The organism is Huaxiibacter chinensis, assembly GCF_022171985.1.
Classification (GTDB): domain Bacteria; phylum Pseudomonadota; class Gammaproteobacteria; order Enterobacterales; family Enterobacteriaceae; genus Enterobacter; species Enterobacter chinensis_A.
In genome coordinates, this window is sequence record NZ_JAJVHF010000013.1 from 16,900 (window position 1) to 41,742 (window position 24,843).

Annotated in this window: 23 protein-coding genes; 10 read left to right on the top strand and 13 right to left on the bottom strand. The window is 57.7% G+C overall.

Annotated elements, in window-relative coordinates:
- Positions 1-60: 60 nt before the first annotated feature.
- Positions 61-1,509 carry an anaerobic nitric oxide reductase flavorubredoxin gene (gene norV, locus LZP96_RS20050; RefSeq protein WP_064327151.1) on the top strand — a complete coding sequence of 483 codons (1,449 nt, stop codon included), beginning with the start codon at positions 61-63 and terminating at the stop codon, positions 1,507-1,509.
- A complete protein-coding gene (norW, locus tag LZP96_RS20055) occupies positions 1,506-2,639 on the top strand; it encodes an NADH:flavorubredoxin reductase NorW (protein WP_064327152.1) in 1,134 nt (377 codons plus the stop codon). Before norV ends, norW begins: the two co-directional genes overlap by 4 nt.
- Before the next feature lie 63 nt (positions 2,640-2,702).
- On the opposite strand, the gene LZP96_RS20060 is transcribed toward norW, so the two are convergent.
- From LZP96_RS20060 to LZP96_RS20075, 4 genes are all read right to left on the bottom strand, one after another.
- Entirely contained in the window at positions 2,703-3,728 is a 1,026-nt protein-coding gene (locus tag LZP96_RS20060; protein WP_064327153.1) for a HoxN/HupN/NixA family nickel/cobalt transporter, read from the bottom strand.
- A 1-nt stretch (position 3,729) separates the two neighbouring features.
- Positions 3,730-5,964 carry a carbamoyltransferase HypF gene (gene hypF, locus LZP96_RS20065; protein WP_087892637.1) on the bottom strand — a complete coding sequence of 745 codons (2,235 nt, stop codon included), beginning with the start codon at positions 5,962-5,964 and terminating at the stop codon, positions 3,730-3,732.
- Complete coding sequence (hydN, locus tag LZP96_RS20070) at positions 5,964-6,509, bottom strand: electron transport protein HydN (RefSeq protein WP_064327155.1); 546 nt, start codon at positions 6,507-6,509, stop codon at positions 5,964-5,966. Before hydN ends, hypF begins: the two co-directional genes overlap by 1 nt.
- 131 nt (positions 6,510-6,640) lie before the next feature.
- Positions 6,641-7,654, bottom strand: a complete 1,014-nt coding sequence (locus LZP96_RS20075; RefSeq protein ID WP_064327156.1) for a LacI family DNA-binding transcriptional regulator — start codon at positions 7,652-7,654, stop codon at positions 6,641-6,643.
- Between the two features lie 215 nt (positions 7,655-7,869).
- Between LZP96_RS20075 and ascF the strand changes: the two genes are divergently transcribed.
- Complete coding sequence (gene ascF, locus LZP96_RS20080; protein ID WP_064327157.1) at positions 7,870-9,321, top strand: PTS cellobiose/arbutin/salicin transporter subunit IIBC; 1,452 nt, start codon at positions 7,870-7,872, stop codon at positions 9,319-9,321.
- An 18-nt stretch (positions 9,322-9,339) separates the two neighbouring features.
- Complete coding sequence (locus tag LZP96_RS20085; protein WP_064327158.1) at positions 9,340-10,764, top strand: 6-phospho-beta-glucosidase; 1,425 nt, start codon at positions 9,340-9,342, stop codon at positions 10,762-10,764.
- Positions 10,765-10,851: 87 nt separating this feature from the next.
- Here LZP96_RS20085 and hycI read toward each other — a convergent pair whose 3' ends face one another.
- The 9 genes from hycI to hycA form a co-directional block, all read right to left on the bottom strand.
- Positions 10,852-11,307, bottom strand: coding sequence for a hydrogenase maturation peptidase HycI (hycI, locus tag LZP96_RS20090; RefSeq protein WP_064327159.1), 456 nt, complete (start codon positions 11,305-11,307; stop codon positions 10,852-10,854).
- Positions 11,300-11,710, bottom strand: a complete 411-nt coding sequence (locus LZP96_RS20095; protein ID WP_064327160.1) for a formate hydrogenlyase maturation HycH family protein — start codon at positions 11,708-11,710, stop codon at positions 11,300-11,302. The genes hycI and LZP96_RS20095 overlap by 8 nt, the downstream gene beginning before the upstream one ends.
- On the bottom strand, positions 11,707-12,474 hold the full coding sequence (locus LZP96_RS20100; protein WP_064327161.1) for an NADH-quinone oxidoreductase subunit B family protein: 768 nt from the start codon (positions 12,472-12,474) through the stop codon (positions 11,707-11,709). Before LZP96_RS20100 ends, LZP96_RS20095 begins: the two co-directional genes overlap by 4 nt.
- Positions 12,474-13,016: a formate hydrogenlyase complex iron-sulfur subunit gene (locus LZP96_RS20105; protein WP_064327162.1), complete on the bottom strand. Its 543-nt coding sequence runs from the start codon at positions 13,014-13,016 to the stop codon at positions 12,474-12,476. The genes LZP96_RS20100 and LZP96_RS20105 overlap by 1 nt, the downstream gene beginning before the upstream one ends.
- A 198-nt stretch (positions 13,017-13,214) precedes the next feature.
- A complete protein-coding gene (locus LZP96_RS20110; RefSeq protein WP_064327163.1) occupies positions 13,215-14,924 on the bottom strand; it encodes a hydrogenase large subunit in 1,710 nt (569 codons plus the stop codon).
- Between the two features lie 15 nt (positions 14,925-14,939).
- Positions 14,940-15,863: a respiratory chain complex I subunit 1 family protein gene (locus tag LZP96_RS20115; RefSeq protein ID WP_064327164.1), complete on the bottom strand. Its 924-nt coding sequence runs from the start codon at positions 15,861-15,863 to the stop codon at positions 14,940-14,942.
- A 1-nt stretch (position 15,864) separates the two neighbouring features.
- A complete protein-coding gene (gene hycC, locus LZP96_RS20120) occupies positions 15,865-17,691 on the bottom strand; it encodes a formate hydrogenlyase subunit 3 (protein WP_064327165.1) in 1,827 nt (608 codons plus the stop codon).
- Positions 17,688-18,296, bottom strand: coding sequence for a 4Fe-4S dicluster domain-containing protein (locus tag LZP96_RS20125; protein WP_064327166.1), 609 nt, complete (start codon positions 18,294-18,296; stop codon positions 17,688-17,690). Before LZP96_RS20125 ends, hycC begins: the two co-directional genes overlap by 4 nt.
- A gap of 69 nt (positions 18,297-18,365) precedes the next feature.
- Positions 18,366-18,821 (bottom strand): formate hydrogenlyase regulator HycA, encoded by a 456-nt coding sequence (gene hycA, locus LZP96_RS20130; RefSeq protein WP_258926298.1) that lies wholly within the window; start codon positions 18,819-18,821, stop codon positions 18,366-18,368.
- Between the two features lie 209 nt (positions 18,822-19,030).
- Here hycA and hypA point away from each other — a divergent pair, with 209 nt between their 5' ends.
- From hypA to flhA, 6 genes are all read left to right on the top strand, one after another.
- Positions 19,031-19,390 carry a hydrogenase maturation nickel metallochaperone HypA gene (gene hypA / locus LZP96_RS20135; protein WP_064327168.1) on the top strand — a complete coding sequence of 120 codons (360 nt, stop codon included), beginning with the start codon at positions 19,031-19,033 and terminating at the stop codon, positions 19,388-19,390.
- Positions 19,383-20,246 carry a hydrogenase nickel incorporation protein HypB gene (hypB, locus tag LZP96_RS20140; protein ID WP_064327169.1) on the top strand — a complete coding sequence of 288 codons (864 nt, stop codon included), beginning with the start codon at positions 19,383-19,385 and terminating at the stop codon, positions 20,244-20,246. Before hypA ends, hypB begins: the two co-directional genes overlap by 8 nt.
- Positions 20,237-20,509: a HypC/HybG/HupF family hydrogenase formation chaperone gene (locus tag LZP96_RS20145; protein ID WP_064327170.1), complete on the top strand. Its 273-nt coding sequence runs from the start codon at positions 20,237-20,239 to the stop codon at positions 20,507-20,509. The genes hypB and LZP96_RS20145 overlap by 10 nt, the downstream gene beginning before the upstream one ends.
- Positions 20,510-20,511: 2 nt before the next feature.
- A complete protein-coding gene (hypD, locus tag LZP96_RS20150; RefSeq protein ID WP_064327171.1) occupies positions 20,512-21,633 on the top strand; it encodes a hydrogenase formation protein HypD in 1,122 nt (373 codons plus the stop codon).
- Complete coding sequence (gene hypE, locus LZP96_RS20155) at positions 21,630-22,640, top strand: hydrogenase expression/formation protein HypE (protein ID WP_064327172.1); 1,011 nt, start codon at positions 21,630-21,632, stop codon at positions 22,638-22,640. The genes hypD and hypE overlap by 4 nt, the downstream gene beginning before the upstream one ends.
- Before the next feature lie 67 nt (positions 22,641-22,707).
- Positions 22,708-24,780: a formate hydrogenlyase transcriptional activator FlhA gene (gene flhA, locus LZP96_RS20160; protein WP_064327173.1), complete on the top strand. Its 2,073-nt coding sequence runs from the start codon at positions 22,708-22,710 to the stop codon at positions 24,778-24,780.
- The last annotated feature ends 63 nt before the right edge of the window (positions 24,781-24,843 follow it).

The window sequence follows — 24,843 nt, forward strand, 5'->3', positions numbered from 1 at the left end:
CACGAAACGTGTAATAGACAAAACATCTTATTTGAACACGCCGTATAAATTGAGGTTGCTATGTCTATTCTTGTTAAAAATAACATTCATTGGGTGGGTCAACGTGACTGGGAAGTACGTGATTTCCACGGGACGGAATACAAAACCCTGCGCGGCAGCAGCTACAATAGCTATCTTATTCGCGAAGGTAAAAACGTATTGATCGATACCGTCGATCACAAATTCAGCCGCGAGTTCGTGCAGAACCTGCGCAGCGAAATCGATCTGGATGCTATCGATTACATCATTATTAACCATGCGGAAGAAGACCACGCCGGTGCGCTGACCGAGCTGATGTCTTATATCCCGAACACGCCAATTTACTGCACCACCAACGCGATTGACTCCATTAACGGTCACCACCACCATCCGGAGTGGAATTTCCATACCGTTAAAACCGGTGACACGCTGGATATCGGCAATGGCAAGCAGCTGATCTTCGTTGAAACGCCGATGCTGCACTGGCCCGACAGTATGATGACCTACATGACCGGCGACGCGGTGCTGTTCAGCAACGATGCCTTTGGTCAGCACTACTGCGACGAACGTCTCTTCAACGATGAAGTGGATCAAACCGAGCTGTTCGAACAGTGCCAGCGTTACTACGCCAACATTCTGACCCCATTCAGCCGTCTGGTGACGCCTAAAATCACCGAGATCCTGGGCTTCAACCTGCCGGTGGATATGATTGCCACCTCTCATGGCGTGGTGTGGCGTGAAAACCCCACCCAGATCGTTGAGCTGTATCTGAAATGGGCGGCAGATTATCAGGAAGACCGTATTACGATCTTCTACGACACCATGTCCAACAACACCCGCATGATGGCAGATGCGATTGCGCAGGGTATCAATGAAGTAGACCCGAACGTGGCGGTGAAAATCTTCAACGTGGCGCGCAGCGATAAAAACGAGATTCTGACCAATACCTTCCGCTCCAAAGGCGTGCTGGTGGGCACCTCCACCATGAACAACGTGATGATGCCGAAAATTGCGGGTCTGGTAGAAGAGATGACCGGCCTGCGTTTTCGCAATAAACGCGCCAGCGCCTTTGGCTCCCACGGCTGGAGTGGCGGCGCGGTTGACCGTCTCTCCACGCGTTTGCAGGATGCCGGCTTTGAAATGTCGATGAGCCTGAAGGCCAAATGGCGTCCGGACATCGACGCACTGGAAATCTGCCGCCAGCACGGTCGCGACATCGCACGTCAGTGGGCGCTCGCTCCGCTGCCTGACGTCGCGGCAAAACCCGCTGAACAGCAGCCCTCCGGCGCCTGTGCCTCCGCCGCGTCTGCCGATCTCGGCCCGCGCATGCAGTGCAGCGTCTGCCAGTGGATTTACGACCCTGAACAGGGAGAGCCAATGCAGGATGTCGCCCCGGGCACGCCGTGGAGTGACGTACCGGACAACTTCCTCTGCCCGGAATGCTCGTTAGGTAAGGACGTCTTTGACGAACTGGCGACGGAGGCAAAATGAGCCACGGAATCGTGATTATCGGCTCGGGCTTTGCCGCTCGTCAGCTGGTGAAAAATATTCGTAAGCAGGATGCCACGGTGCCGTTAACGCTCATCGCGGCGGATAGCATGGATGAGTACAACAAGCCTGACTTAAGCCATGTCATCAGCCAGAGCCAACGCGCAGACGATCTCACCCGCCAGACGGCGGGGGAGTTTGCCGAACAGTTTAACCTTCGCCTGTTTCCGTATACCTGGGTCACCGGTATCGATGCCTCCGCACACGTGGTCAAATCCAGGGACCAGCAGTGGCAGTACGACAAACTGGTGCTGGCAACCGGCGCCGCGGCCTTTGTCCCGCCCGTTAACGGGCGGGAGATGATGATCACCCTGAACAGCCAGCAGGAATATCGCGCCAGCGAAACCCTGCTACGTGATGCGCAAAGGGTGATGATTGTCGGCGGGGGGCTGATTGGGACAGAACTGGCGATGGATTTTTGCCGCGCCGGTAAATCGGTGACGCTGGTCGATCACGCAGCCAGCATTCTTTCGGCGCTGATGCCTGCCGAAGTGAGCAGTCGCTTACAGCATCGCTTAACCGATATGGGGGTCCACTTGTTGCTGAAATCACAGCTGCAAAATCTGACCCGCTCGGAAAAAGGGATCGTCGCCACGCTCGACAGAGATCGTCACGTTGAGGTGGATGTGGTGGTCGCCGCTACAGGCCTGCGCCCTGAAACCGCGCTGGCCCGCTGCGCCGGCGCTGAAACAGGCCGTGGCGTGAAGGTGGACAGCTACCTGCAAACCACGCAGCCCGATATATATGCCCTGGGTGACTGCGCGGAAATCAACGGTCAGGTTCTGCCGTTCCTGCAGCCAATCCAGCTTAGCGCCCTCTATCTGGCGAAAAACGTGCTGGGGGCCAGTGCGCCCCTGAAGTTGCCCGCCATGCTGGTTAAAGTGAAGACGCCTGAATTACCGCTGCATCTCGCGGGTGAAACGCAGCGCCAGGATCTCAGCTGGCAGTTATCCATTGACCCGCAGGGCATGGTTGCGCGGGGATCGGACCCCTCGGGCGAACTGCGCGCCTTCGTCGTGAGCGAAGATCGCATGAAGGAGGCATTCGCGCTGCTGAAATCGTTATCCCTGTAACCGGTAAACCGAACTTAACCTTAGGATATAGTTATCCGCCGCCCCGATGTCCCGGGGCTTTTTTTATCCTTCACGCACCACCAGCGTGTCGTAGCCTCGCCAGCGGTAATTTGCGACTGAAATCAGCCAGCAGACGACAAAGAGCCCCACCACCCCATAACCCGCGTTGCCCAGACGATCGTTAACGGCAGCCACGACGCGCCAGACGCCGCCGTGAAGATTAAACTTATCCATCAACAGCCCTGTTGCCTCCAGGCCGCCAATCAACAGCGCAACCACCACGGAGGTTCCGGTAATCGTCATGTTGTAGTAGAGCTTGCGCTGCGGTTTATCAAACGCCCAGCCGTAGGCCCCCACCATCAGCACATTATCCAGGGTGTCCACCAGCGCCATGCCGCTGGCGAACAGCGCCGGAAAAATCAGGATTGCCCAGACTGACATCCCGTTCGTGGCGCTGGCGGCGGAGATCCCCAGCACGCCGATCTCCGTGGCGGTATCAAACCCAAGGCCAAACAAAAATCCCACCAGATACATCTGCCCGCTTTTATTGACCAGCCGGAACGTGGCGCCAAACAGCCAGCTCATTACCCCACCCTGGGCGGAGAGGTCCCGCTCATTGGCGCAACCCTGCCCTTTTTTCAGCCGCTGAAAACTGCGCCAGACGCTCTGCAATATCATGGCATTGACCAGCGCCATCGCCAGCAGAAACGTCGCCGAGACGGCCGTGCCAATCAGGCTGCCCGTGTCGTGAAACCAGCTCAGTTTTTGTTGAAAAGCGCTCGCCGCGGCGGCAATGGCTACCGTTGCCAGCACCACAATGGTCGAATGGCCGAGTGAAAACCAGGCGCCGATACCGTACGGGCGCTTGCCCTCCTGCATCATTTTACGCGTGACGGAATCAATTGCCGCAATATGGTCAGCATCCACCGCATGACGCAGACCGTAGCACCAGGCGAGCAGGCTTGCCGCCATCAGCGCGCTGTTCCCGCTAAAGGTTTGCCATGCAAAGCCCCACGCCAGAACATTCGCGATAACCAGCCCCAGCAACAAAAATGCGGCACGGGGATGCGTGCGAAAGCGTCGCTGCATGTTACATCCTCTCTGCAGATAAACGGGCCGCTGCCACAACAGCCTGCCCAAAGGAGATCGCCCCGTCGCCCGCAGGCAACCGGGAAGGGAAAAGAAGCTGGTAATCAGCAAGATAGTATTTCAACCGCGTGCGTAGCAGGCGATTGTGCATCACCCCGCCGCTAAAGCAGAGCGTCGTTATCGCCCGACGCCGGGCGTGGTAGCGCAGCAATTGTGCCAGCCCTTTCGCCAGCGCATCGTGGAAGGCCCACGCCCGCGCGCCAGGCTCAGCCTGCCAGTCCAGCCACTGTTGCCAGAAGGTGGACATGCTTAAGACGCCCTCCTCTACGGGCAGCGTGACCGGATGCGCAGCACCCGCACTTCGGGTGGCTAAGGTTTCCAGCAGACAGGCGGCCTCGCCTTCATAGTGCTGAACATCCGGCGCCACGTTGAGGGCGCAGGCCACGGCATCGAACAGTCGCCCGCACGAAGAGGCAAGCGGCGCGTTAATCCCCCGCGCCATTGCCGTCGCCAGCAGTGACCAGTTTTGCTGGCGCACATTGGCCGTCTCCGGGCGAGTTTGCCAGTCCGGAACAAATGCCAGACACTGGGCAAGCAGGTTGCGCCAGGGTTGCGAGGCGGCCAGATCGCCCCCCGGCAGCGCCACGGCGGGTAAACCGCCTAAATGCTCGCACTCCTGGTAATTTATCCGCAGGCACTCACCGCCCCACAGTGCGCCGTTTTCGCCCATGCCTATACCATCCAGGGTCAGCGCGATGACGTCGCCGCCGTCACATGGCCAGCCGTTTTCGGCCAGACAGGCCGCCGCATGGGCGTGGTGGTGCAATACCCTCAGCGTAGGCAGACCCGACATCTCTGCTTTCTTTGCCGAACGGTAAGCCGGATGCGCATCGCACACCACGTATTCCGGCTGAAAATCGTAAATCGGCTGAATGACATCCAGCGCCTTTTGCCACTGGCTTTCGACGCCATCGTCATTCAAATCGCCCAGATGCTGGCTTAGCACCGCCTGCCCACCGCGCACCAGACAAAAGGTATTTTTCATCTCCGCGCCCAGACATAAAAGAGGCGGAATATCATTGAACCCGGCGGGGAGTTTTATCGCATCCGGGACAAAGCCCCTTGCCCGACGCAGCATCGCTCCGTCCTCATCGACCACGGAGTCGTCCATACGCTGCAGGATATCCCGGTTATGCAGCAGGAAGCCGTCGGCGATCTCCTGTAGCGCCGTCAGCGCCTGTTCGTTATCAGTCGCAGGCGGCTGTCCACTGCGATTTCCCGATGTCATCACCAGCGGCCCGTTAATCTCCTGCAATAACAGATGCTGCAACGGATTCGCGGGCAGCATCACCCCAAGGTAATCCAGCCCGGGAGCAAGGTTGTGCGGCAGCGTGGGTAGCAGGGATTTGGCCGTCAGAACAACCGGCGCGGCAGGCGATTGCAGCAGCTTGCTCGCCTTCTCCGGCAGGCCGTTCGCGTTGGGCAGCATGATGGCCAGCGGTTTTGTCGGACGATGCTTGCGCAGACGCAGGCGCGCCACCGTAGCCCTATTTTTTGCATCACAGGCCAGGTGAAAACCCCCCAGCCCTTTAATGGCGATAATACCGCCCTGTCGGATCATGTTTACCGCCGCGCTCAGGGCTGACTCGCCGCTCTGGCTATCATCGCCGGCACGCCATTCCAGCTGTGGCCCGCAGTCCGGGCAGGCCACAGGCTGAGCGTGAAAACGCCTGTCTGCGGGGTTGCGATACTCCGTCTCGCACGATTTGCAAAGGGGAAAGGGTGCCATCGACGTCAGCGGTCGGTCGTAAGGCATCGCGCGAATGATGGTAAAACGGGGGCCGCAGTGGGTGCAGTTGATAAACGGGTAGCGATAGCGACGCTCACGTGGGTCACGCATTTCAGCCAGACAGGCCGGGCAGGTGGCCGCATCCGGCACAATCTGGGTATCCATTGCCCCCGTCGCGCTGTGGCGGATTGAAAATCCCTCGGGCGGCGTGAGCCACGCAAACGGCATTGCGTCGACTTCGTCAATGCGAGCCAGCGGCGGACATCGTTGCACCAGCAGTTCGCTAAACCCGGGGGCTTCTCCGTACAGCCGCACCAGTACGCCCTCACCGTCATTACAGACGTCACCGCGTAATTCCAGCTGCGTGGCGAGCTGCCAGACGAACGGGCGGAAACCCACGCCCTGCACTTTACCGCGAACCCGCAGCTGAACTCCGTTTGCCATGATCAGAACAGCAGAGAAGACGCGGTATCAAACGCTGCACGACGGCGTTTTTCAGCGCTCATCTGTTCAAGCTTGTCACGATCGATGCACACCAGCGCATGCGTTGGACACACTTCCATGCAGGCGGGGCCTGCTTCCCGGTGATAACAGAGATCGCATTTGTTGGCTTCGGCCTTTTCCGCCCGCACGTTCAGCCCCGCACCACTGTTGCGCACAACCGGGCGAACCACCACTTCCATTGCGCCATACGGACAGGCCACAACGCAGGTTTTACAGCCGATGCAGCGCTCCTGCATCACGTGTACAAAGCCTTTTTCGCGTTTGATCGCGCCATTCGGGCAGACATTGGCGCAGGGGGCGTCTTCGCACTGGCGGCAGATCGCCGCCGTGGAAATATTGACGCCTTTGATAACGTGAATGCGCGGCAGGAAAGCCTCGGGGGTCAGGGATGCACAATCCTGCTCCACCTGATGCGATACCACGCAGGCAACTTCACAGGTACGGCAGCCAATACATTTACTGGCATCGGCCATCATAAAACGGTTCATTTGTTTCTCCGGCATAGCAATGATGCCGAAGAGTATTCACAAACCGTGCCAGAATTTAATCCATTGATTTAAATGAATTTAATAATGAGTTTGACTGTCATCGTCAGTTATGACGATGACATCTGTCGAGATTATTCCTGCGTCATGCGGGTGGCGGAATCGCGCAGGATAAGCTCCCCCGGGAAACGCTGCTGGAAATGAAACTCACCGCCATCGAGCATAAAAATAAGACGGCTGATCGTTTCTTTGATCATCTCCGTCACCGGGATGCGCACGCTGGAGAGTGACGGCACGGTATACGGCGCAATGGAGACATCATCAAAACCAATGACCGACACATCACCCGGAATCGCCAGCCCGCTGTCGTGAAGCTGCTTCATGGCACCAATGGCCATGTCGTCATTGCTCGACACCAGCGCCGTGAAGCTTTCGCCACGCGACAGCAGGGTCGACACGGCCGCTGCACCGCTGGCCGGATGCCACTTGCCTTCGGCAATCAACGCTTCACGCAGCGGTATAGCATGTTTCGCCAGCGCCTCTTTATAACCGGAAAGACGCTCCATACCGGTCGGGGAATCCAGTGACCCCGTGATAAAGGCGATATCCCGATGCCCCATCTCAATCAGCTGTAACACCGCCGCCTCGCAAGAGGCTTTATGATCGGACCAGACGCAGTGGCTGCTGTTTTTACGCAGCCGACGGTTGAGAACCATGATCGGCTGGTCATGTTTTTCGATGATCTCGTCCATCTCATCGACGCTTAAAAAACGGGGATAAATGATGATCGCATCGCAGCGCATATCCAGCAGATACTGAATGGCTTCACGCTCTTCGCTGGCGCTATGCTTGCCGTCGGCAAGGATCAGCTGCCGACCTTTTTCTTCCGTCATGCGCGCGGCATGGAAAAGCAGTTCGCTAAAGTAGACGCCGTGATAAAGGGTGTTAGTCACCACCAGCCCCAGCGTTTGCGTGCGTCTGGTTGCCAGATTTCGGGCGAGAAGATTTGGGCGATACCCGCTCTCCTCAATCGCCTGAAACACCCGATCTTTTGTTTCCTGGCTAACGTAACCCTTGCCCGAAAGCACCCTGGATACCGTCGCCTTCGACACCCCTGCCCGCTTCGCCACTTCCAGCATCGTGGTCATCTGAACGTTCCCTTAAAAACTTAACTGCCGCAGTGTACTGCACGGCGCAAAAATTGTCGCAAGACGAATATCACGCATCTGAACGACCAAAGCGATCGTCATCACAAATATAAAAAATGTCTAAATTGTGATCTTGTTTCATTCATAAAAACTAATGATGATTATGTGAAACCGGTTTCCTACACTCTCACACCACGATAACAGGACCACTCCAGATGGCCAAAAATTATACCGCGCTGGCGAACGACGTTGTGAGCGCACTCGGCGGCAAAGACAATATCGTCGCCGTGACCCACTGCATGACACGCCTGCGTTTTGTTCTGAAAGACGAAAGTCTTATCGATGCCCCGCGCCTGAAAAGCATCAACGGCGTGCTCGGCGTGGTTCGCAATGACAATCAGTGTCAGGTGATTATTGGCAACACCGTTTCCCAGGCCTACCGCGACGTGGTGAGCCTGCTACCAACCGACTTGCAGCCCGCCGTACCCCAGGGCCCGCAGAAGCTGACGCTGAAGCGCATCGGCGCCGGGATCCTTGACGCGCTGATCGGCACCATGTCACCGCTGATCCCGGCGATCATCGGTGGTTCAATGGTAAAACTGCTGGCGATGATCCTCGAAATGACCGGCGTACTGCCAAAAGGCGCGCCGACGTTGACCATTCTGACGGTGATTGGCGACGGGGCATTTTTCTTCCTGCCGCTGATGGTCGCCGCCTCAGCCGCGATCAAATTTAAGACCAACGTGTCGCTGGCGATTGCGATTGCGGGCGTGCTGGTTCACCCAAGCTTTATTGAACTGATGGCGAAAGCCGCGCAGGGCGAACACGTTGAATTCGCCTTTATTCCGGTGACGGCGGTGAAATACACCTACACGGTCATTCCGGCGCTGGTGATGACCTGGTGCCTGTCGTACATCGAACGTTGGGTCGATCGTATTACGCCTGCGGTGACCAAAAACTTCCTGAAGCCGATGCTGATTGTGCTGATTGCCGCCCCGCTCGCCATTGTGCTGATTGGGCCGATTGGGATCTGGATCGGTAGCGCCATCTCCGCGCTGGTTTACACTATTCACGGCTATCTGGGCTGGCTCTCCGTCGCCATTATGGGCGCGCTCTGGCCGCTGCTGGTGATGACCGGGATGCACCGCGTGTTTACCCCAACGATCATTCAGACCATTGCCGAGACGGGCAAAGAGGGAATGGTTATGCCGTCGGAAATCGGCGCCAACCTGTCGCTGGGTGGCTCTTCGCTGGCGGTGGCATGGAAAACAAAAAACCCTGAACTGCGCCAGACGGCGCTGGCTGCGGCGGCGTCCGCTATCCTGGCGGGGATCTCAGAACCCGCGCTGTATGGCGTCGCGATTCGTCTTAAACGTCCCCTGATTGCAAGCCTGATCAGCGGCTTTATCTGCGGCGCGGTTGCCGGGATTGCCGGACTTGCCAGCCACTCAATGGCGGCGCCAGGTCTGTTTACCAGCGTCCAGTTCTTCGATCCGGCGAACCCGATGACCATTGTCTGGGTATTTGGCGTGATGGCGCTGGCGGTGGTGCTCTCGTTTGTCCTGACCCTGATTTTAGGTTTTGAAGATATCCCGGTCGAAGACGAAGCCGAAAAAGCACGCGCCCTGCAGCGCGCGCCGGTTCAGGCCAAAGCAGCACAAGTTTAAATTTATAGCGAGGTAAAGATGTCTGTTTTTCCAGAAGGATTTTTATGGGGCGGCGCGCTTGCCGCCAACCAAAGTGAAGGCGCTTACCGCGAAGGCGGTAAAGGGCTGACAACGGTCGATATGATCCCCCATGGCGAACATCGTCTGGCGGTAAAAGTCGGAAAGGAAAAACGTTTTGCGCTGCGCGATGACGAATTTTACCCAAGCCACGAGGCGATAGATTTTTACCATCGCTACAAAGAAGATATCGCCCTGATGGCAGAGATGGGCTTTACGGTGTTTCGTACCTCGATCGCCTGGAGCCGTCTCTATCCTAACGGTGATGAGCCGCTGCCCAACAAGGAGGGGATTGCCTTCTATCGCGCGGTATTTGAAGAGTGTAAAAAGTACAACATCGAGCCACTGGTGACGCTCTGCCATTTCGACGTACCGATGCACCTGGTCACCGAATACGGCTCCTGGCGCAACCGCAGGATGGTCGATTTCTTCGCCCGCTACGCCCGCACCTGCTTTGAAGAATTTAACGGTCTGGTGAAATACTGGCTCACCTTCAACGAAATCAACATCATGCTGCACAGTCCGTTCTCCGGCGCGGGGCTGGTGTTTGAAGAGGGCGAAAACGAAGATCAGGTGAAATATCAGGCCGCGCACCACGAGCTGGTCGCCAGCGCTCTGGCGACCAAAATCGCCCATGAGGTCAACCCGGAAAACCAGGTCGGCTGCATGCTGGCTGGCGGCAATTTCTACCCCTACTCCTGTAAACCAGAAGACGTGTGGATGGCGCTGGAAAAAGACCGCGAAAACCTGTTCTTTATCGACGTGCAGGCGCGCGGCAGTTACCCGGCCTATTCTGCTCGTGTGTTCCGTGAAAAAGGGGTCGTGATTGTCAAAGACCCTGGCGACGATGAACTGCTGAAAAACACCGTCGATTTTGTGTCGTTTAGCTATTACGCCTCGCGCTGTGCGTCGGCAGACATGAACGCGGGCAATACCAGCGCGGCAAACATCGTGAAATCACTCCGTAATCCGTACATAGAGGTTAGCGCCTGGGGATGGGGTATTGACCCGCTGGGGCTGCGCATCACCATGAACATGATGTACGACCGCTATCAAAAGCCGCTGTTCCTGGTGGAAAACGGTCTCGGCGCGAAAGATATCATTGAAGCAAACGGCGAGATCAACGACGACTACCGAATCAGCTACCTGCGTGAACATATTCGTGCAATGGGCGACGCCATTGAAGACGGCGTGCCGCTGATGGGCTACACCTCATGGGGTTGTATCGATCTGGTGGCAGCCTCAACGGGAGAGATGAGCAAGCGCTACGGGTTTGTCTATGTTGACCGCGACGACGCCGGAAACGGCACGCTGGACAGAAAACGTAAGAAATCGTTCTGGTGGTATAAGAAGGTGATTGCGAGCAACGGGGGGGATCTGGCGTAGCCTGTTGCCCTCCCCCCTGCCCTCTCCCACAGGGAGAGGGCAGGGGTTTGGTAGGCCGGGTAAGGCGAAGCCGCCACCCGGCACTGCTCAGAGCTGAGAAAAACCCCCGTCCCCAACCCACCCTGCAAGCCGTGAATACACCACGTCCACCGCCGCTTTCACCGGCGGCGTCATCGGGTAATAAAACCCAACGATGTCGGGCTGAATCCCCAAAAACAGTACCTCGCCCACGTCGTCTTTAATCTGATCGACCAGATAGTTCAGCGGCATATTGTGGGTGGTCATCATAAACATTTCGGCGATATCATCCGGATCAATCAGGCGGATCTCGCCGGGGTTCAACCCCATGTCGGTGGCATCGACAATCAACAGCCTGTCCGGGTGCAGCTCACGGATCGCCACCACATCGTTTTCCGGCGCGCTGCCGCCGTCAATCACCACCCACTCACCCTGCGGGTTTGCGGCACACATCTCTGCGAGCAGCGGGCCCGCGCCGTCGTCGCCCATCATGCTGTTGCCAACGCACAGTAAAACGTCAGTCACGTAATCTCCTTACCATCAGGTAGATGGCGCTCTCCTGATGAATATCGTGCAGCATACTCAACAATGTTTTGCTCCAGGCCTGCTGCTCTGGGTTTTGCACGCTCAGCGCGGCATCGAAGGCGTTCGCCAGCATCGCAATATGGTTAGCATCAATGACAATTTCGCCGTATTTCGGCACCCCTTCCATTTTGCGTCGCGCGGTGCTTCCCGCCTCCAGCGTGCCAATCCACGCCAGATAGTCATTCCACGGGCAGCTGAGCGCGGCTTCCAGACAGTCGATCACCCCAAGGTGGTGGCCAATCGCCAGGCTGTAATAGACCACCTGCTGCGCCGCATCCGGCGTGGCATCGTTCTCATCAATAAATTTACGGCTCAGCTGACTGAACACCACCGTTTCGCTCATCGGATACGCGCCTCTTCCACCACCTGATTCAGGTTCGCCACAATTTCACTGAGACGCGGATCGTTTTCCGCCTCCAGCCAGCGTGATACCTCCTGTTCGCCCTGATTGCGCAGACGCAGATAATCATCGGCAATCTGTCGGCCATAGCGGTAGCCCGCCAGCTTGCGGGCCGTCCGATCGACCTTCACGCGCAGCGGTTGCACCATATCGGGATGCAAAATCTCTGCGGGTTGTTGGTCGATTTCGCCCGGCGCGCGCGCATGAATTTTCTGCTCCAGCAGACCAAGCGCCATGGCAAAGCCGTACAGCGTGGCTGCAGGCGTGGGCGGACAGCCGGGAATATAGACGTCAACCGGCACGATTTTGTCGGTGCCACCCCACACGCAATAGAGATCGTGGAAGATGCCGCCGCTGTTGCCGCAGGCCCCGTAAGAAATACAGATTTTTGGATCCGGCGCCGATTGCCAGGCGCGCAATGCGGGCGAACGCATGGCGCGGGTGACGGCACCGGTAAAGAGTAAAATATCGGCGTGACGCGGAGACGGCACCACTTTGATACCGAAACGTTCCGCATCGAAGAGCGGTGACAGCGTCGCGAAAATTTCTATTTCGCAGCCGTTGCAGCCGCCGCAGTCCACGCGGTAGACGTAGGCAGAACGTTTAATTTTTTTCAGCAGCGACGCCTTCATCAGGGCGATGGATTCGTCCACCGTCATCGGCACCGGAATGCCGTTATCGTCGCGTGGGCCGATCAGGTTTTGCATCAGCTGGCCTCTCTCATATGGCGGGTTAAATCAATGCGGTCAGACGGCAGCAGGCATTTCTGGCGTTTGCACTCCGGGCAGGTTTCGAACCCTTCCCGATGATGCTCTGCCCGTGCGTCACCGTTGTGTTTCAGCAACGCGATGGCGTAGTCGATCTCTTTTTGCACGGCAAAGGGGCGCTTGCAGACGCGGCAGTTGCACAGGGCAAAGCGTGACTGTTGCAGGAAGTCCTCTTTTCGCCATACGGCCAGCTCATACTCCTGAGAAAGCTTGATCGCCGCCGTCGGACAGACCTCTTCGCAGCGACCGCAGAAAATGCAGCGCCCAAGATTGAACTGCCACGCGAGCTCCTGCGTGGCTAAATCCGTTTCGACAGTGAGCGCATTCGACGGGCAGGCGTTCACGCAGGCAGCACAGCCAATGCACTGCTGCGGATTATGTTCAGGCTTGCCGCGAAAATTTTTATCGACCGCGATGGGCTCCAGCGGATAGCTGCTGGTCACCGTACCGGTTTTGATCACTTTTTTGATAAAGGTAAACATGTTTACTCCTGCTTATGTGCGGCCTGAGCCCCTCACCCCGCCCCTCTCCCCAGGGGAGAGGGAGGAAACCTCACGCTGGCTTATAGCCCTGAGTGATGGAGAAAACCTCTCGCTGGCCTTTAGTCCTGGGTGAGGGGTAGTCTTCCCTCTCCCTGTGGGAGAGGGTCAGGGTGAGGGCAACAGCCCGCACAAAATCACCTATTTCAGCGGCGAGTTCTTACGCTCAATGCTGTAGCGCTCAAGCTCTTTGTACGGCACCACCTGGCTTTTCTTCTTGCGCACATCCACCACCGTCATGCGGTCGGTACAGGAATAGCAAGGATCCAGACTGCCGATAATCAGCGGCGCATCCGAAACCGTATTGCCGCGCAGCATATAGCGAAGGGTTGGCCAGTTAGCGTAGGTCGCCGCACGGCAGCGCCAGCGGTAGAGCTTCTGGTTATCGCCGGTCATGCTCCAGTGGATATCATCCCCTCGCGGCGCTTCGGCAAAGCCCAGCGCAAAGCGGTTTGGAATATAGGTAAACCCTTCCACCATCAGCGGCCCGCCCGGCAGATTATCCAGACCGAAGTCGATCATGTTCAGCGCGGTGAAGACCTCGTTGATACGCACCTTCAGACGGGAAATCACGTCGCATCCCTGCTCGCTGTGTACGGTCATCGGCAGCAGACCGTAGCCAACAAAGGGGTGATCGGCGCGGGTATCGCGGGCATGGCCGCTGGCACGCACCATCGGGCCGACGTTGCTGAAGTCGCGGGCAATTTGCGGATCAAGACGGCCAATGCCGACGGTACGCTGCTCGATGTTCGGCGTGCTGAGCAGCATATCCACCAGATCCTGCACGTCGCGACGCATCTGCTGTGCCAGCAGACGGGTCTGGATCGTGTCGTCTTTCAGCAGATCGCGGCGAATTCCGCCGATCAGGTTCAAACCGTATGTCTTACGCGCGCCGGTCAGGATCTCCGCCATCTTCATGGACGCTTCGCGCACCCGGAAGAACTGCATAAAACCAGAATCGAAACCGACAAAGTGACAGGCCAGACCGAGGTTCAGCAGGTGCGAGTGCAGACGCTCCACCTCCAGCAAAATGGCGCGGATCATCTGCGCGCGCTCCGGCACGACGATCCCCATGCCGTTCTCGACCGAGGTGGTGTAAGCGGTGCTGTGGGCAAATCCGCAGATCCCGCACACGCGATCGGAGAGGAAGGTGACTTCGTTGTAACCCATCCGGGTTTCCGCCAGCTTTTCCATCCCGCGATGGACGTAGAACAGGCGGTAGTCGGCATCAATGATATTCTCGCCGTCGACAAACAGGCGGAAGTGGCCCGGCTCGTCAGACGTGACGTGCAGCGGGCCGATCGGCACGACGTTATTTTTCTTACTGCCCAGCTCGTTGATGAATGCGTAGGTCTCGCTGTCGGTCGTGGGCGCCGGACGCTGACGGTAATCCATGCTGTCTTTGCGCAGCGGATAGAGTTCGTCTGGCCAGTCATCGGGCAGAACCAGACGGCGCTCATCCGGAAGACCAACCGGAACAAGCCCGTACATATCGCGCACCTCACGTTCGCCCCACACGGCGGCAGGCACGCGCGGCGTGACAGACGGGTATTCCGGTTTGTTGGGATCCACTTCGATGCGCACGGTGAACCAGCACTTCTCGCCCTGCTCCATCGATAACACGTAATAGACCGCGTAATGGCCGCACAGCTGACGTTCATCGTTGCCGAACAACACCGACAGCCAACCGCCCTGCTGGTAGTAAAGAAACTCCACCACTTCCGGCAAGGAGTTCACCTTGATAGTGACCGTAATCTGGTCTTTGGTTTGCCAGGACTCCTCCAGCACCACGCCCGGGAAGGCCTGATGCAACGCGGCGAGATACTGTTGACCTTTCTTTTCTTCAGACATAAAAACTCTCTTTAATCACGCCACCAGCAAGGAGACGAACGCTAAAAATGCAAAGCCAAAACCGGCCCATGTAATGCGTGAAGTCGCCACGAAACGCAGACGCGCCATGCTGTTTTCAAACAGGGCAATCACCAGCACCCCGACCAGCAGCTTGAGTACCGCAACCACCACGGCCAGCAGCAGACCGGCCGCTGAAAAGTGCGTCATCTGTCCCCACGGGAAGAAGACGCCGACAAACATCTGCAGGACCACCAGCTGTTTGAGGCTGATACCCCACTTCAGAACCGCAAAGCCGTAGCCGCTGTATTCGGTCAACGGGCCTTCCTGTAACTCCTGCTCCGCTTCCGCCAGGTCGAACGGCAGTTTGCCCATCTCGATGAAAGTGGCGAACGCGCAGGCGCACAGTGCCAACAGCAGCGGAAGAGAACGAGCAGCAGGCCAGTGATAGACGGTGCTGGTGATAAAGCTGATATGAGTCGATCCCGCCACCTGCGCGGCGACCCACAGCCCGAGCAGCAAAATCGGCTCAACGAGTACGCCGAGCATGGCTTCGCGGCTGGCACCTATCCCGGTAAACGGGCTGCCGGTATCGAGGCCGGCAATGGCAAAAAAGAATCGCGCGATGGCAAACAGATAGATAAGGGTGATGAGATCGCCCAGTACAGGCAGTGGCGATCCCACGGTCACCACGGGCAACGCGGTCGCGATGGTCAGCATCACGCCGACCATCACAAACGGCATCAGACGAAAGACCCACCCTGCCGCATCCGGCGCAATGCTCTGGCGGCTCATCAGCTTAAAGAGATCGCGATACTCCTGAAGCACCCCCGGACCGCGACGGTTGTGCATCCGGGCACGCGCCACGCGGGTAATGCCGGACAGTAAAGGCGCAACGGCGAATAACACCAGCGCCTGAAGTAATGCCAGTAACAAACTCATGTCAGGCTCCTCGTGAAATCACAATGACGACCAGTACCGCCAGCTCAATCACCGCCAGACGGCGAAACAGCCCTGGCAGTGCGCCGCTCTGCCAGCCGGGCAGGTAAGGCGCGGGATTAAGCCAGTGCCGCAGTTTGATCACGGCTGAAAAGTTCTCTTTCACCGGCATCGCAAAACCGTGTGCGGTAATGACCATGGATTGCTCGTGTTCGTACCCGCAGGCCCACGCCGCCCCACGCGAACGCGCAGAAAGGCGATCGCGTCTGAAGCACAGCATCAGAACGAACGGCAGCAGCGGCGTCGCAATCAGCAGCAGGGCCATCATGGGCTGGGAGACGGCGGTATGCGCCGTGACGAGCGGCAGCGGGATCGCGCGGGCCAGAACGGGCAGCAGCCACGGCGCGGCAACGCCGCCCAGAATGCAGAGCAGCGCCAGCGCCACCACGCTTGCCGTCATCAGGAATGGCGCACAGGTCGCGTTTTTCGCCTCCCGGGTGCGCGGCGCGCCCAGGAAGGTCACACCATACACTTTCGCCATACACATCACGGCCAGCGCACCGGTGATCGCTAACCCTACCGCCAGTAATGGCCCCAGCAGCCGCGCCACGAACATGTCACTCTGACCGAGCGCAAAGAAGGACTGGTAAATTACCCACTCCCCCGCAAAACCGTTCAAGGGCGGAAGGGCAGCCATCGCCATCAGCCCCACCAGCATGGCCAGTGAAATCACCGGCATTTTTTTACCGATGCCGCCCAGCTTTTCAATATCGCGGTGGCCGGTGCGGAACCAGACGCTACCGGCCCCCAGGAACAGCGTGCTTTTAAACAGGCTATGGTTGATAAGGTGATAAAGCCCGCCTATGAATCCCGCCGCGATCAGCACGGGCTGATTCAGGGAGAGGCCGGTGATGCCCGCGCCAATGCCCAGCAGAATGATGCCGATGTTTTCCAGCGTGTGGTAAGCCAGCAGGCGCTGGATATTGTGTTCCATCAGCGCATACAGCCCGCCGACAAACGCGGTGATCATGCCCGCCAGCAGCAAGACGACGCCCCACCACAGCGGCGGCAGCCCACCCACCAGCGAAAGCGTGAGGATGCCGAAAAGCCCGACCTTCATCACTACGGTAGAAAACAGCGCCGCGGCAGGCGCAGAAGCGTTGGCGTGCGCCTGCGGCACCCATCCATGTAGCGGGATGATCCCCGCCAGCAGACCAAAGCCAGCCACGCCTGAGAGCCAGATATCTGCCCCGAATGGCTGCGACAGCGCGCGGACATTCAGCACTGAAAATTCGAGGGTGCCGTAACGCTGCCACACCAGCCAACAGGTCAACGCCAGCAGCAGCGTACCGAGCCGCCCCAGGGCAAACCACAGTTTGCCCGACGCGCTACAGCCGGTCAGGAAGACGCCGCACAGCGCCATGATTTCGGCCATCACCACCAGGGTGCTGAGTTGGCTGGCGGTCACCGCACACACCGCCGTGGTCAGCATCAGATTCACCAGTAGTCCGTTCGCTTTTGTCTGCGGATGACGGTGCCAGTCAATGTTATACAGGCTGATAAAGAGCCCGCACACGCCAAAGGTCATCAGCCAGATCGCATTGAGCGGCGTGAGCTGGACATGTGCGCTTATCAGCGGCAGCGTGCCTTCAAGCGTCAGGCCCTGCGTCAGGACAAGCACGCCAGCCGTCGCCGTCAACAGGCTCCCTGCGGCTCCGCCAAGCCCCGCAATCCAGCCACTCAACGCTTTATGGAAGGCGAAAACCAACGCCAGCACAGCCGTTGCGGTAAAGCAGCCAACGGCGCTGTGAAGTAATGTGACTGCGTTCATTTCGTCCCCTCGTTTTGTGCCTGAAACAGCGAGAGATCGCCAAAATCGGTGTTAACGGTCAGCTCGCGTTTACGCTTGCTGGTGCGCGCAATATCGCGAATGTTTACTAAAATCAGCGCCTTTGTCGGACAGGTGCGTACACAGGCCGGACCCTGCTCATCAAAACTGCACAGATCGCATTTCACCGCGATGGCCCGCACGCCGGGTACCCAGTCCAGCAGCGTGCTGACGCGGGCAGGCGCAGGCGGCGCGGACGGGGCTTTTGGCGAGTTGGCATTAGCCGGGATATGCACTGGACGACTGCCTGAAAATTCAATGGCGCCAAACGGGCAGGCAATGCCGCACAGTTTGCAGCTCACGCACAGGCTTTCATTCAGCTGCACGGCACCCTCAACGCGGGTGATGGCATTCACAGGGCAGACGCCAGCGCACGGGGCATCTTCACAATGGTGGCAGAGCTGCGGCGCAGACTCTTTTTCATTACGCATGACTTTCAAACGCGGCATGGACTGCAACCCATGCAGACGATGTGTTTCTGAACACGCCGCCTCACAGGTATGACAGCCAATGCAGACCGTCGAGTCAGCTATTACAAAACGGTTCACCGGAGAGTCCTCTGGACATAGTCATTTTTGACGAAAAAATGTCTTTCGACACTCATCGACACACAAACATCAGGCGGAGCGAGGCTCGCTCACCAGTTGTTCCAGATTTACCGGCAAATCGTGTTCAACCGCCGAGTAGAGGTTGTTATAAACAGGCGCAATTTTTTCCAGATAGTGTTCCAGTACCTGTTGGCGATCGCGGTTGCTGACGTGGCCGTCCACCGTGCCATCCACCATGAGCTGCGCCTGGGCGATGCGCTGCTTGCCGCCCTCTTTGGTCTCGACGTAATACTCAATGGTATGGCTGTTAAAGCTGTCCGCCAGGGTGACGTAGATCGTGAAGTGACCAAACAGCACAAAGCACAGATCCTCTTCTGACGTACAGCTCATGGCGTGATGCAAACGTGCTTTAGACAAGGTGATGCCTTGTACCAGAGCGTTACAGTAGCGCTGCCACTGGTCATGAAGCTGTTGATGGCGTTGCGCGATGTAGTCTGCCTTTTCGCTAATTTCCCAAATAGTCATCTCAAATATCCGCTTAATGGAGATAGCCCTGTTAAGCAGATTCCGTGCCAGTTTTTATCTTATTGATTTCTATAAGTTTAAATAAAAATGCCGATGTCAGCGTCAGGGTGACGAGGTGTCATTTCGTCATCGCTGACATCGTCACCTGACAGCGGAATTGGAGCTGGCACCGATATTGCATTAATGGGCCAAATCATCGAGGAGGCGCCATGCACGAAATCACCCTCTGTCAGCGGGCCATCGAACTTATCGAACAGCAGGCAACCCAGCACAATGCAAAACGCGTGACCGGCGTCTGGCTCAAAGTCGGGGCATTTTCCTGCGTCGAAGCCAGCGCCCTGACCTTTTGCTTTGAACTGGTGTGCCGGGACACCCTCGCAGAAGGCTGTGCGCTGCATTTAGAAGAACAGCAGGCCGAATGCTGGTGCGGACAATGTCAGCAATACGTCACGCTGGTGTCATCCCGGGTCCGCAGTTGCCCGCACTGCCACAGTACCGGGCTGCGTATCGTGGCCGATGACGGCCTGCAAATTCAGCGCCTCGAAATTGAAGGAGAAGATCATGTGTAGTACCTGCGGTTGCGCTGAAGGCAATCTGTATATAGAAGGTGATGAACATCGTCCCCACTCGGCGTTCCGTTCTGCGCCGTTCTCCCCGGCGGCACGACAGGCGGCGACCATCACCGGGGTGACGTTTAGACCAATCCGATCCGCTGAAGGCGATCTGCATTATGGCCACGGCGAAGCCGGTACGCATGCGCCTGGCATGAGCCAGCGCAGAATGCTGGAGGTTGAGCTCAACGTGCTGGACAAAAATAATCAGCTTGCCGCCCGCAACCGCGCTCAGTTTGCCGCGCGCCAGCAGCTGGTGCTGAATCTGGTTTCCAGCCCCGGATCCGGTAAAACCACCCTTCTCACCGAAACGTTAAAACTCCTGAACGGGCAGGTTTCCTGTGCGGTCATCGAAGGCGATCAGCAAACCGTGAACGATGCCGCGCGGATCCGCGAGACGGGCACTCCCGCCATTCAGGTGAATACCGGAAAAGGATGTCACCTGGATGCGCAGATGATTGCCGATGCCGCGCCGCGTCTGCCGCTTCACGATAACGGTATTCTTTTTATCGAAAACGTCGGCAACCTGGTGTGCCCGGCCAGTTTCGATCTGGGCGAGCGGCATAAAGTGGCGGTGCTCTCCGTTACCGAAGGCGAAGACAAGCCGCTGAAATATCCGCATATGTTTGCTGCCGCCTCGCTGATGTTGCTGAATAAAATCGATCTGCTGCCCTACCTTAATTTTGACGTCGAGAAATGCCTGGCCTATGCCCGCGAGGTGAACCCGACTATCGACATTCTGCTGGTTTCCGCCACGCGCGGTGACGGCATGGCGAGCTGGCTACGCTGGCTGGAGAACGAACGATGTGCATAGGCGTTCCCGGGCAAATTCAGTCCATAGAGGGCCATCAGGCCAAAGTTGAGGTTTGTGGCGTACTGCGCGACGTTGATCTCACCCTGGTGGGTAATGTGGATGAACAAGGCCACTCCCGCCTCGGCCAGTGGGTGCTGGTGCATGTGGGTTTTGCGATGAGCATGATCGACGAAGAGGAGGCCCGCGACACGCTGGCGGCCCTGCAAAACATGTTTGAAGTGGAGCCGGACGTGGGCGCACTCTTGTTTGGTGAGGAGCGGTAACGATGCGTTACGTTGATGAATATCGTGCGCCGGACAAGGTTATGCAGCTGATAGCGCATCTCAGGAGCCGTGCAAAAGAGTTGGATTACACCCCCGCCCGCCCCCTGCGAATCATGGAAGTGTGCGGCGGGCACACCCATGCCATCTTTAAATTCGGTCTCGATCAGCTTTTGCCCGAAAACATCGAATTTATTCACGGTCCCGGCTGTCCGGTCTGCGTCCTGCCGATGGGCCGGATCGACAACTGCATTGAAATTGCCGAACGTCCCGACGTGATATTCTGCACCTTTGGCGATGCCATGCGGGTGCCCGGGAAAAAGGGGTCATTGCTGCAGGCCCGTACGCGAGGCGCGGACGTGCGCATTGTCTATTCCCCCGTCGATGCCCTGAAGCTGGCCGACGAGAACCCCGGACGCAACGTCGTCTTCTTCGGTCTGGGGTTTGAAACCACCATGCCCGCCACGGCAATGACCCTGAAGCAGGCGAAAGCCAGGCAGAGTGAAAACTTTTTCTTTTTTTGTCAGCACATCACGTTGCTCCCCACCTTACGCAGCCTGCTTGATGAGCCAGACAACGGCATTGATGCTTTTCTGGCGCCCGGTCACGTCAGTATGGTCATCGGCACAGAAGCCTACGGTTTCATTTCTGCCGACTATCATCGTCCATTAGTCGTTGCTGGTTTCGAACCTCTTGATCTACTGCAAGGCGTGACCATGCTGGTTGAGCAGAAAATAGCAGCCCGGAGTGTGGTGGAAAACCAGTATCGTCGTGTCGTTCCGGATGCGGGTAACGCTCTTGCACAACAGGCCATCGCCGAGGTCTTTACGGTGAAAGGCGACAGCGAATGGCGGGGGCTTGGGCTTATCAACCATTCCGGCGTGCATCTGACCCCGGAATATCAGCGCTTTGATGCCGAGGCGCATTTTCACCCCGAGCCGCAACACGTTTGCGATGACCCGCTGGCACGGTGCGGTGAGGTCCTTACCGGAAAATGCAAACCGCATCAGTGTCCTTTATTTGGCCGTACCTGCAATCCGCAAACCGCCTTTGGCGCACTGATGGTCTCATCAGAAGGTGCATGCGCCGCGTGGTACCAGTATCGCAATCAGGAGTGTGAAGCATGAACATGATTGAAATGGCGCATGGCAGCGGCGGCCGGGCGATGCAGCAGTTAATCAGTCAACTGTTTATGGACGCCTTCGCTAATCCGTGGCTGGCAGAGCAGGAAGATCAGGCGCGAATCGATCTCTCCACGCTCACCACCCAGGGCGACCGGCTGGCTTTTTCCACCGACAGCTATGTGATAGACCCGCTCTTTTTCCCGGGCGGCGATATTGGCAAGCTGGCGGTGTGCGGCACGGCCAACGACGTCGCCGTCAGCGGGGCTGTCCCGCGTTTCCTCTCCTGCGGGTTTATCCTTGAAGAGGGTTTACCGATGGAGACGCTGACCGCCGTGGTCAACAGCATGGCACAGACCGCGCGGGACGCTGGGATTGCCATTGTCACTGGCGATACCAAGGTCGTGCAGCGCGGTGCGGCGGATAAACTCTTTATCAATACCGCCGGTATGGGGGCCATCCCCGGTGATATTCACTGGGGCGCGCAGCAGCTGGCGGTGGGCGATCTTTTGATTGTCAGCGGCACGCTGGGCTGTCACGGGGCCACAATTCTCAATCTGCGGGAAGGCCTTGGGCTAGACGGGGAGTTGCGAAGCGACTGCGCCGTCCTGACGCCGCTGATCCAGACGCTGCGCCATACGTCTGGCGTCAAGGCCCTGCGCGATGCCACGCGCGGCGGGGTGAATGCGGTCGTGCATGAATTTGCAGCCACCAGCGGCTGTGGCGTGGAGCTTATGGAGCAACACCTGCCGGTGACGTCCGCCGTACGCGGGCTGTGCGAGCTGCTGGGTCTGGATCCGCTTAATTTTGCTAACGAAGGAAAGCTCGTGATTGGCGTTGAGCGTTCTGCCGCAGATGCGGTGCTGGCGCAGCTGCGCGACCACCCGCTCGGTCAGAACGCCGCTATTATTGGTGAAGTGGTTGAGCGTAAAGGGGTGCGCCTGACCGGACTGTATGGGGTCAAACGCACGCTGGAGTTACCGCACGCTGAACCCTTACCCCGAATTTGCTAGAACCGCACGATAAGCGGTCAGCACACCGTTATTTTTAATTGCCTGTTTCATGTGGAAAGCAACGTACATGTCGTATACACCGATGAGCGATCTTGGACAGCAGGGTCTGTTTGATATCACACGCACGCTTTTGCAACAGCCCGATTTGGGCAGCCTGAGCGATGCCCTGACGCAACTGGTCAGACAGTCCGCGCTGGCGGACAGTGCCGCGATCGTCCTGTGGCATGCCGGAACTCAACGCGCGAACTATTATGCGACGCGTGACAATGGCAAGCCCATCGAATACGAAGATGAAACGGTACTGGCGCATGGACCGGTCAGGCGACTCCTCTCCCGCCCGGATGCCCTGCACTGCAATTTTGCCGAGTTCCGCCAGGCCTGGCCGCAGCTGGCAGCCAGCAACCTGTACTCCCCTTTTGGGCATTATTGTCTGCTGCCGCTGGCCGCCGAAGGGCGCATTTTCGGCGGCTGTGAGTTTATTCGCGAGACCGACCAGCCGTGGAGTGAAGCGGAATATCAACGCCTGCATACGTTTACGCAGATTGTCGGCGTGGTGGCTGAGCAAATACACAGCCGCGTCACCAATAACGTTGATTACGATCTCTTAAGCCGCGAGCGGGATAACTTTCGCATTCTGGTCGCCATTACCAATGCGGTGCTCTCTCGTCTGGACATGGATGAGCTGGTCAGCGAAGTGGCGAAAGAGATCCATCACTATTTTAAAATCGATGCCATCAGCATCGTGCTGAGCGGCCGTCGCAAAGGCAAGCTCAATATCTATTCCACCCACTATCTCGACGAAACTCATCCGGCGCATGAACAGAGCGAAGTGGACGAAGCCGGCACGCTTTCCGAGCGCGTCTTTAAGAGCAAAGAGATGCTGCTCTTAAATCTGCATGAACAGGATGAACTGGCCCCTTACGAGAAAATGCTGTTTAAGACCTGGGGCAACCAGATCCAGACGCTTTGCCTGCTGCCGCTGATGTCCGGCAATACCATGCTGGGCGTGCTTAAGCTTGCCCAGTGTGAAGAGAAAATCTTCACCACCGCGAATCTTAAGCTGCTGCGTCAAATTGCGGAACGCATCGCGATCGCTCTGGATAACGCGCTGGCCTATCAGGAAATTCATCGACTTAAAGAGCGGCTGGTGGATGAAAACCTGGCCCTGACGGAGCAACTGAACAACGTCGAAAGCGAGTTTGGTGAAATCATTGGCCGCAGCGACGCCATGTTTAACGTGCTGAAGCAGGTTGAAATGGTGGCGCAAAGTGACAGTACGGTGCTGATCCTTGGCGAAACCGGCACCGGAAAGGAGCTGATTGCCCGGGCGATTCATAATCTCAGTAACCGCAACAGCCGCCGCATGGTGAAGATGAACTGTGCGGCGATGCCCGCCGGTCTGCTTGAAAGCGATCTGTTTGGTCACGAGCGCGGCGCCTTTACCGGCGCAAGCAGCCAGCGCATCGGCCGCTTTGAACTGGCGGACAAAAGCTCACTCTTCCTGGACGAGGTGGGCGATATGCCGGTGGAACTCCAGCCTAAACTGCTGCGCGTTCTGCAGGAACAAGAGTTTGAGCGGCTCGGCAGCAACAAGCTGATTCGCACGGATGTCCGGCTGATTGCCGCCACCAACCGCGATCTGAAAAAGATGGTCGCCGACCGGGAATTTCGTAGCGACCTTTACTATCGCCTGAACGTCTTCCCTGTTTGTCTGCCGCCGCTGCGTGAACGTCCGGAGGATATCCCGCTGCTGGTGAAAGCCTTCACCGCCAAAATTGCCCGCCGTCTGGGGCGCAATATCGACAGCATTCCCGCTGAAACCTTACGCACGCTCTCTGCTATGGAGTGGCCAGGCAACGTGCGTGAGCTGGAAAATGTCATTGAGCGGGCCGTTCTGCTCACGCGCGGCAACGTATTACAGCTCTCCCTGCCTGAAATTGTCATGGTGAACACACCCGTTCCTGACGCCGAAGTGGCAAGGGACGGTGAGGATGAATACGCCCTGATAATCCGCGTGTTAAAAGAGACAAATGGCGTCGTCGCAGGGCCGAAAGGGGCTGCACAGCGGCTGGGGTTAAAACGCACCACGCTCCTGTCGCGAATGAAACGGCTGGGCATTGATAAAGAGAATCTGGCATAAGCTTTCCCGCCGGGCGGTGCGCCATCTGCGCCGCCCATTGTCACGCAGCGAAATTGTCCCTCA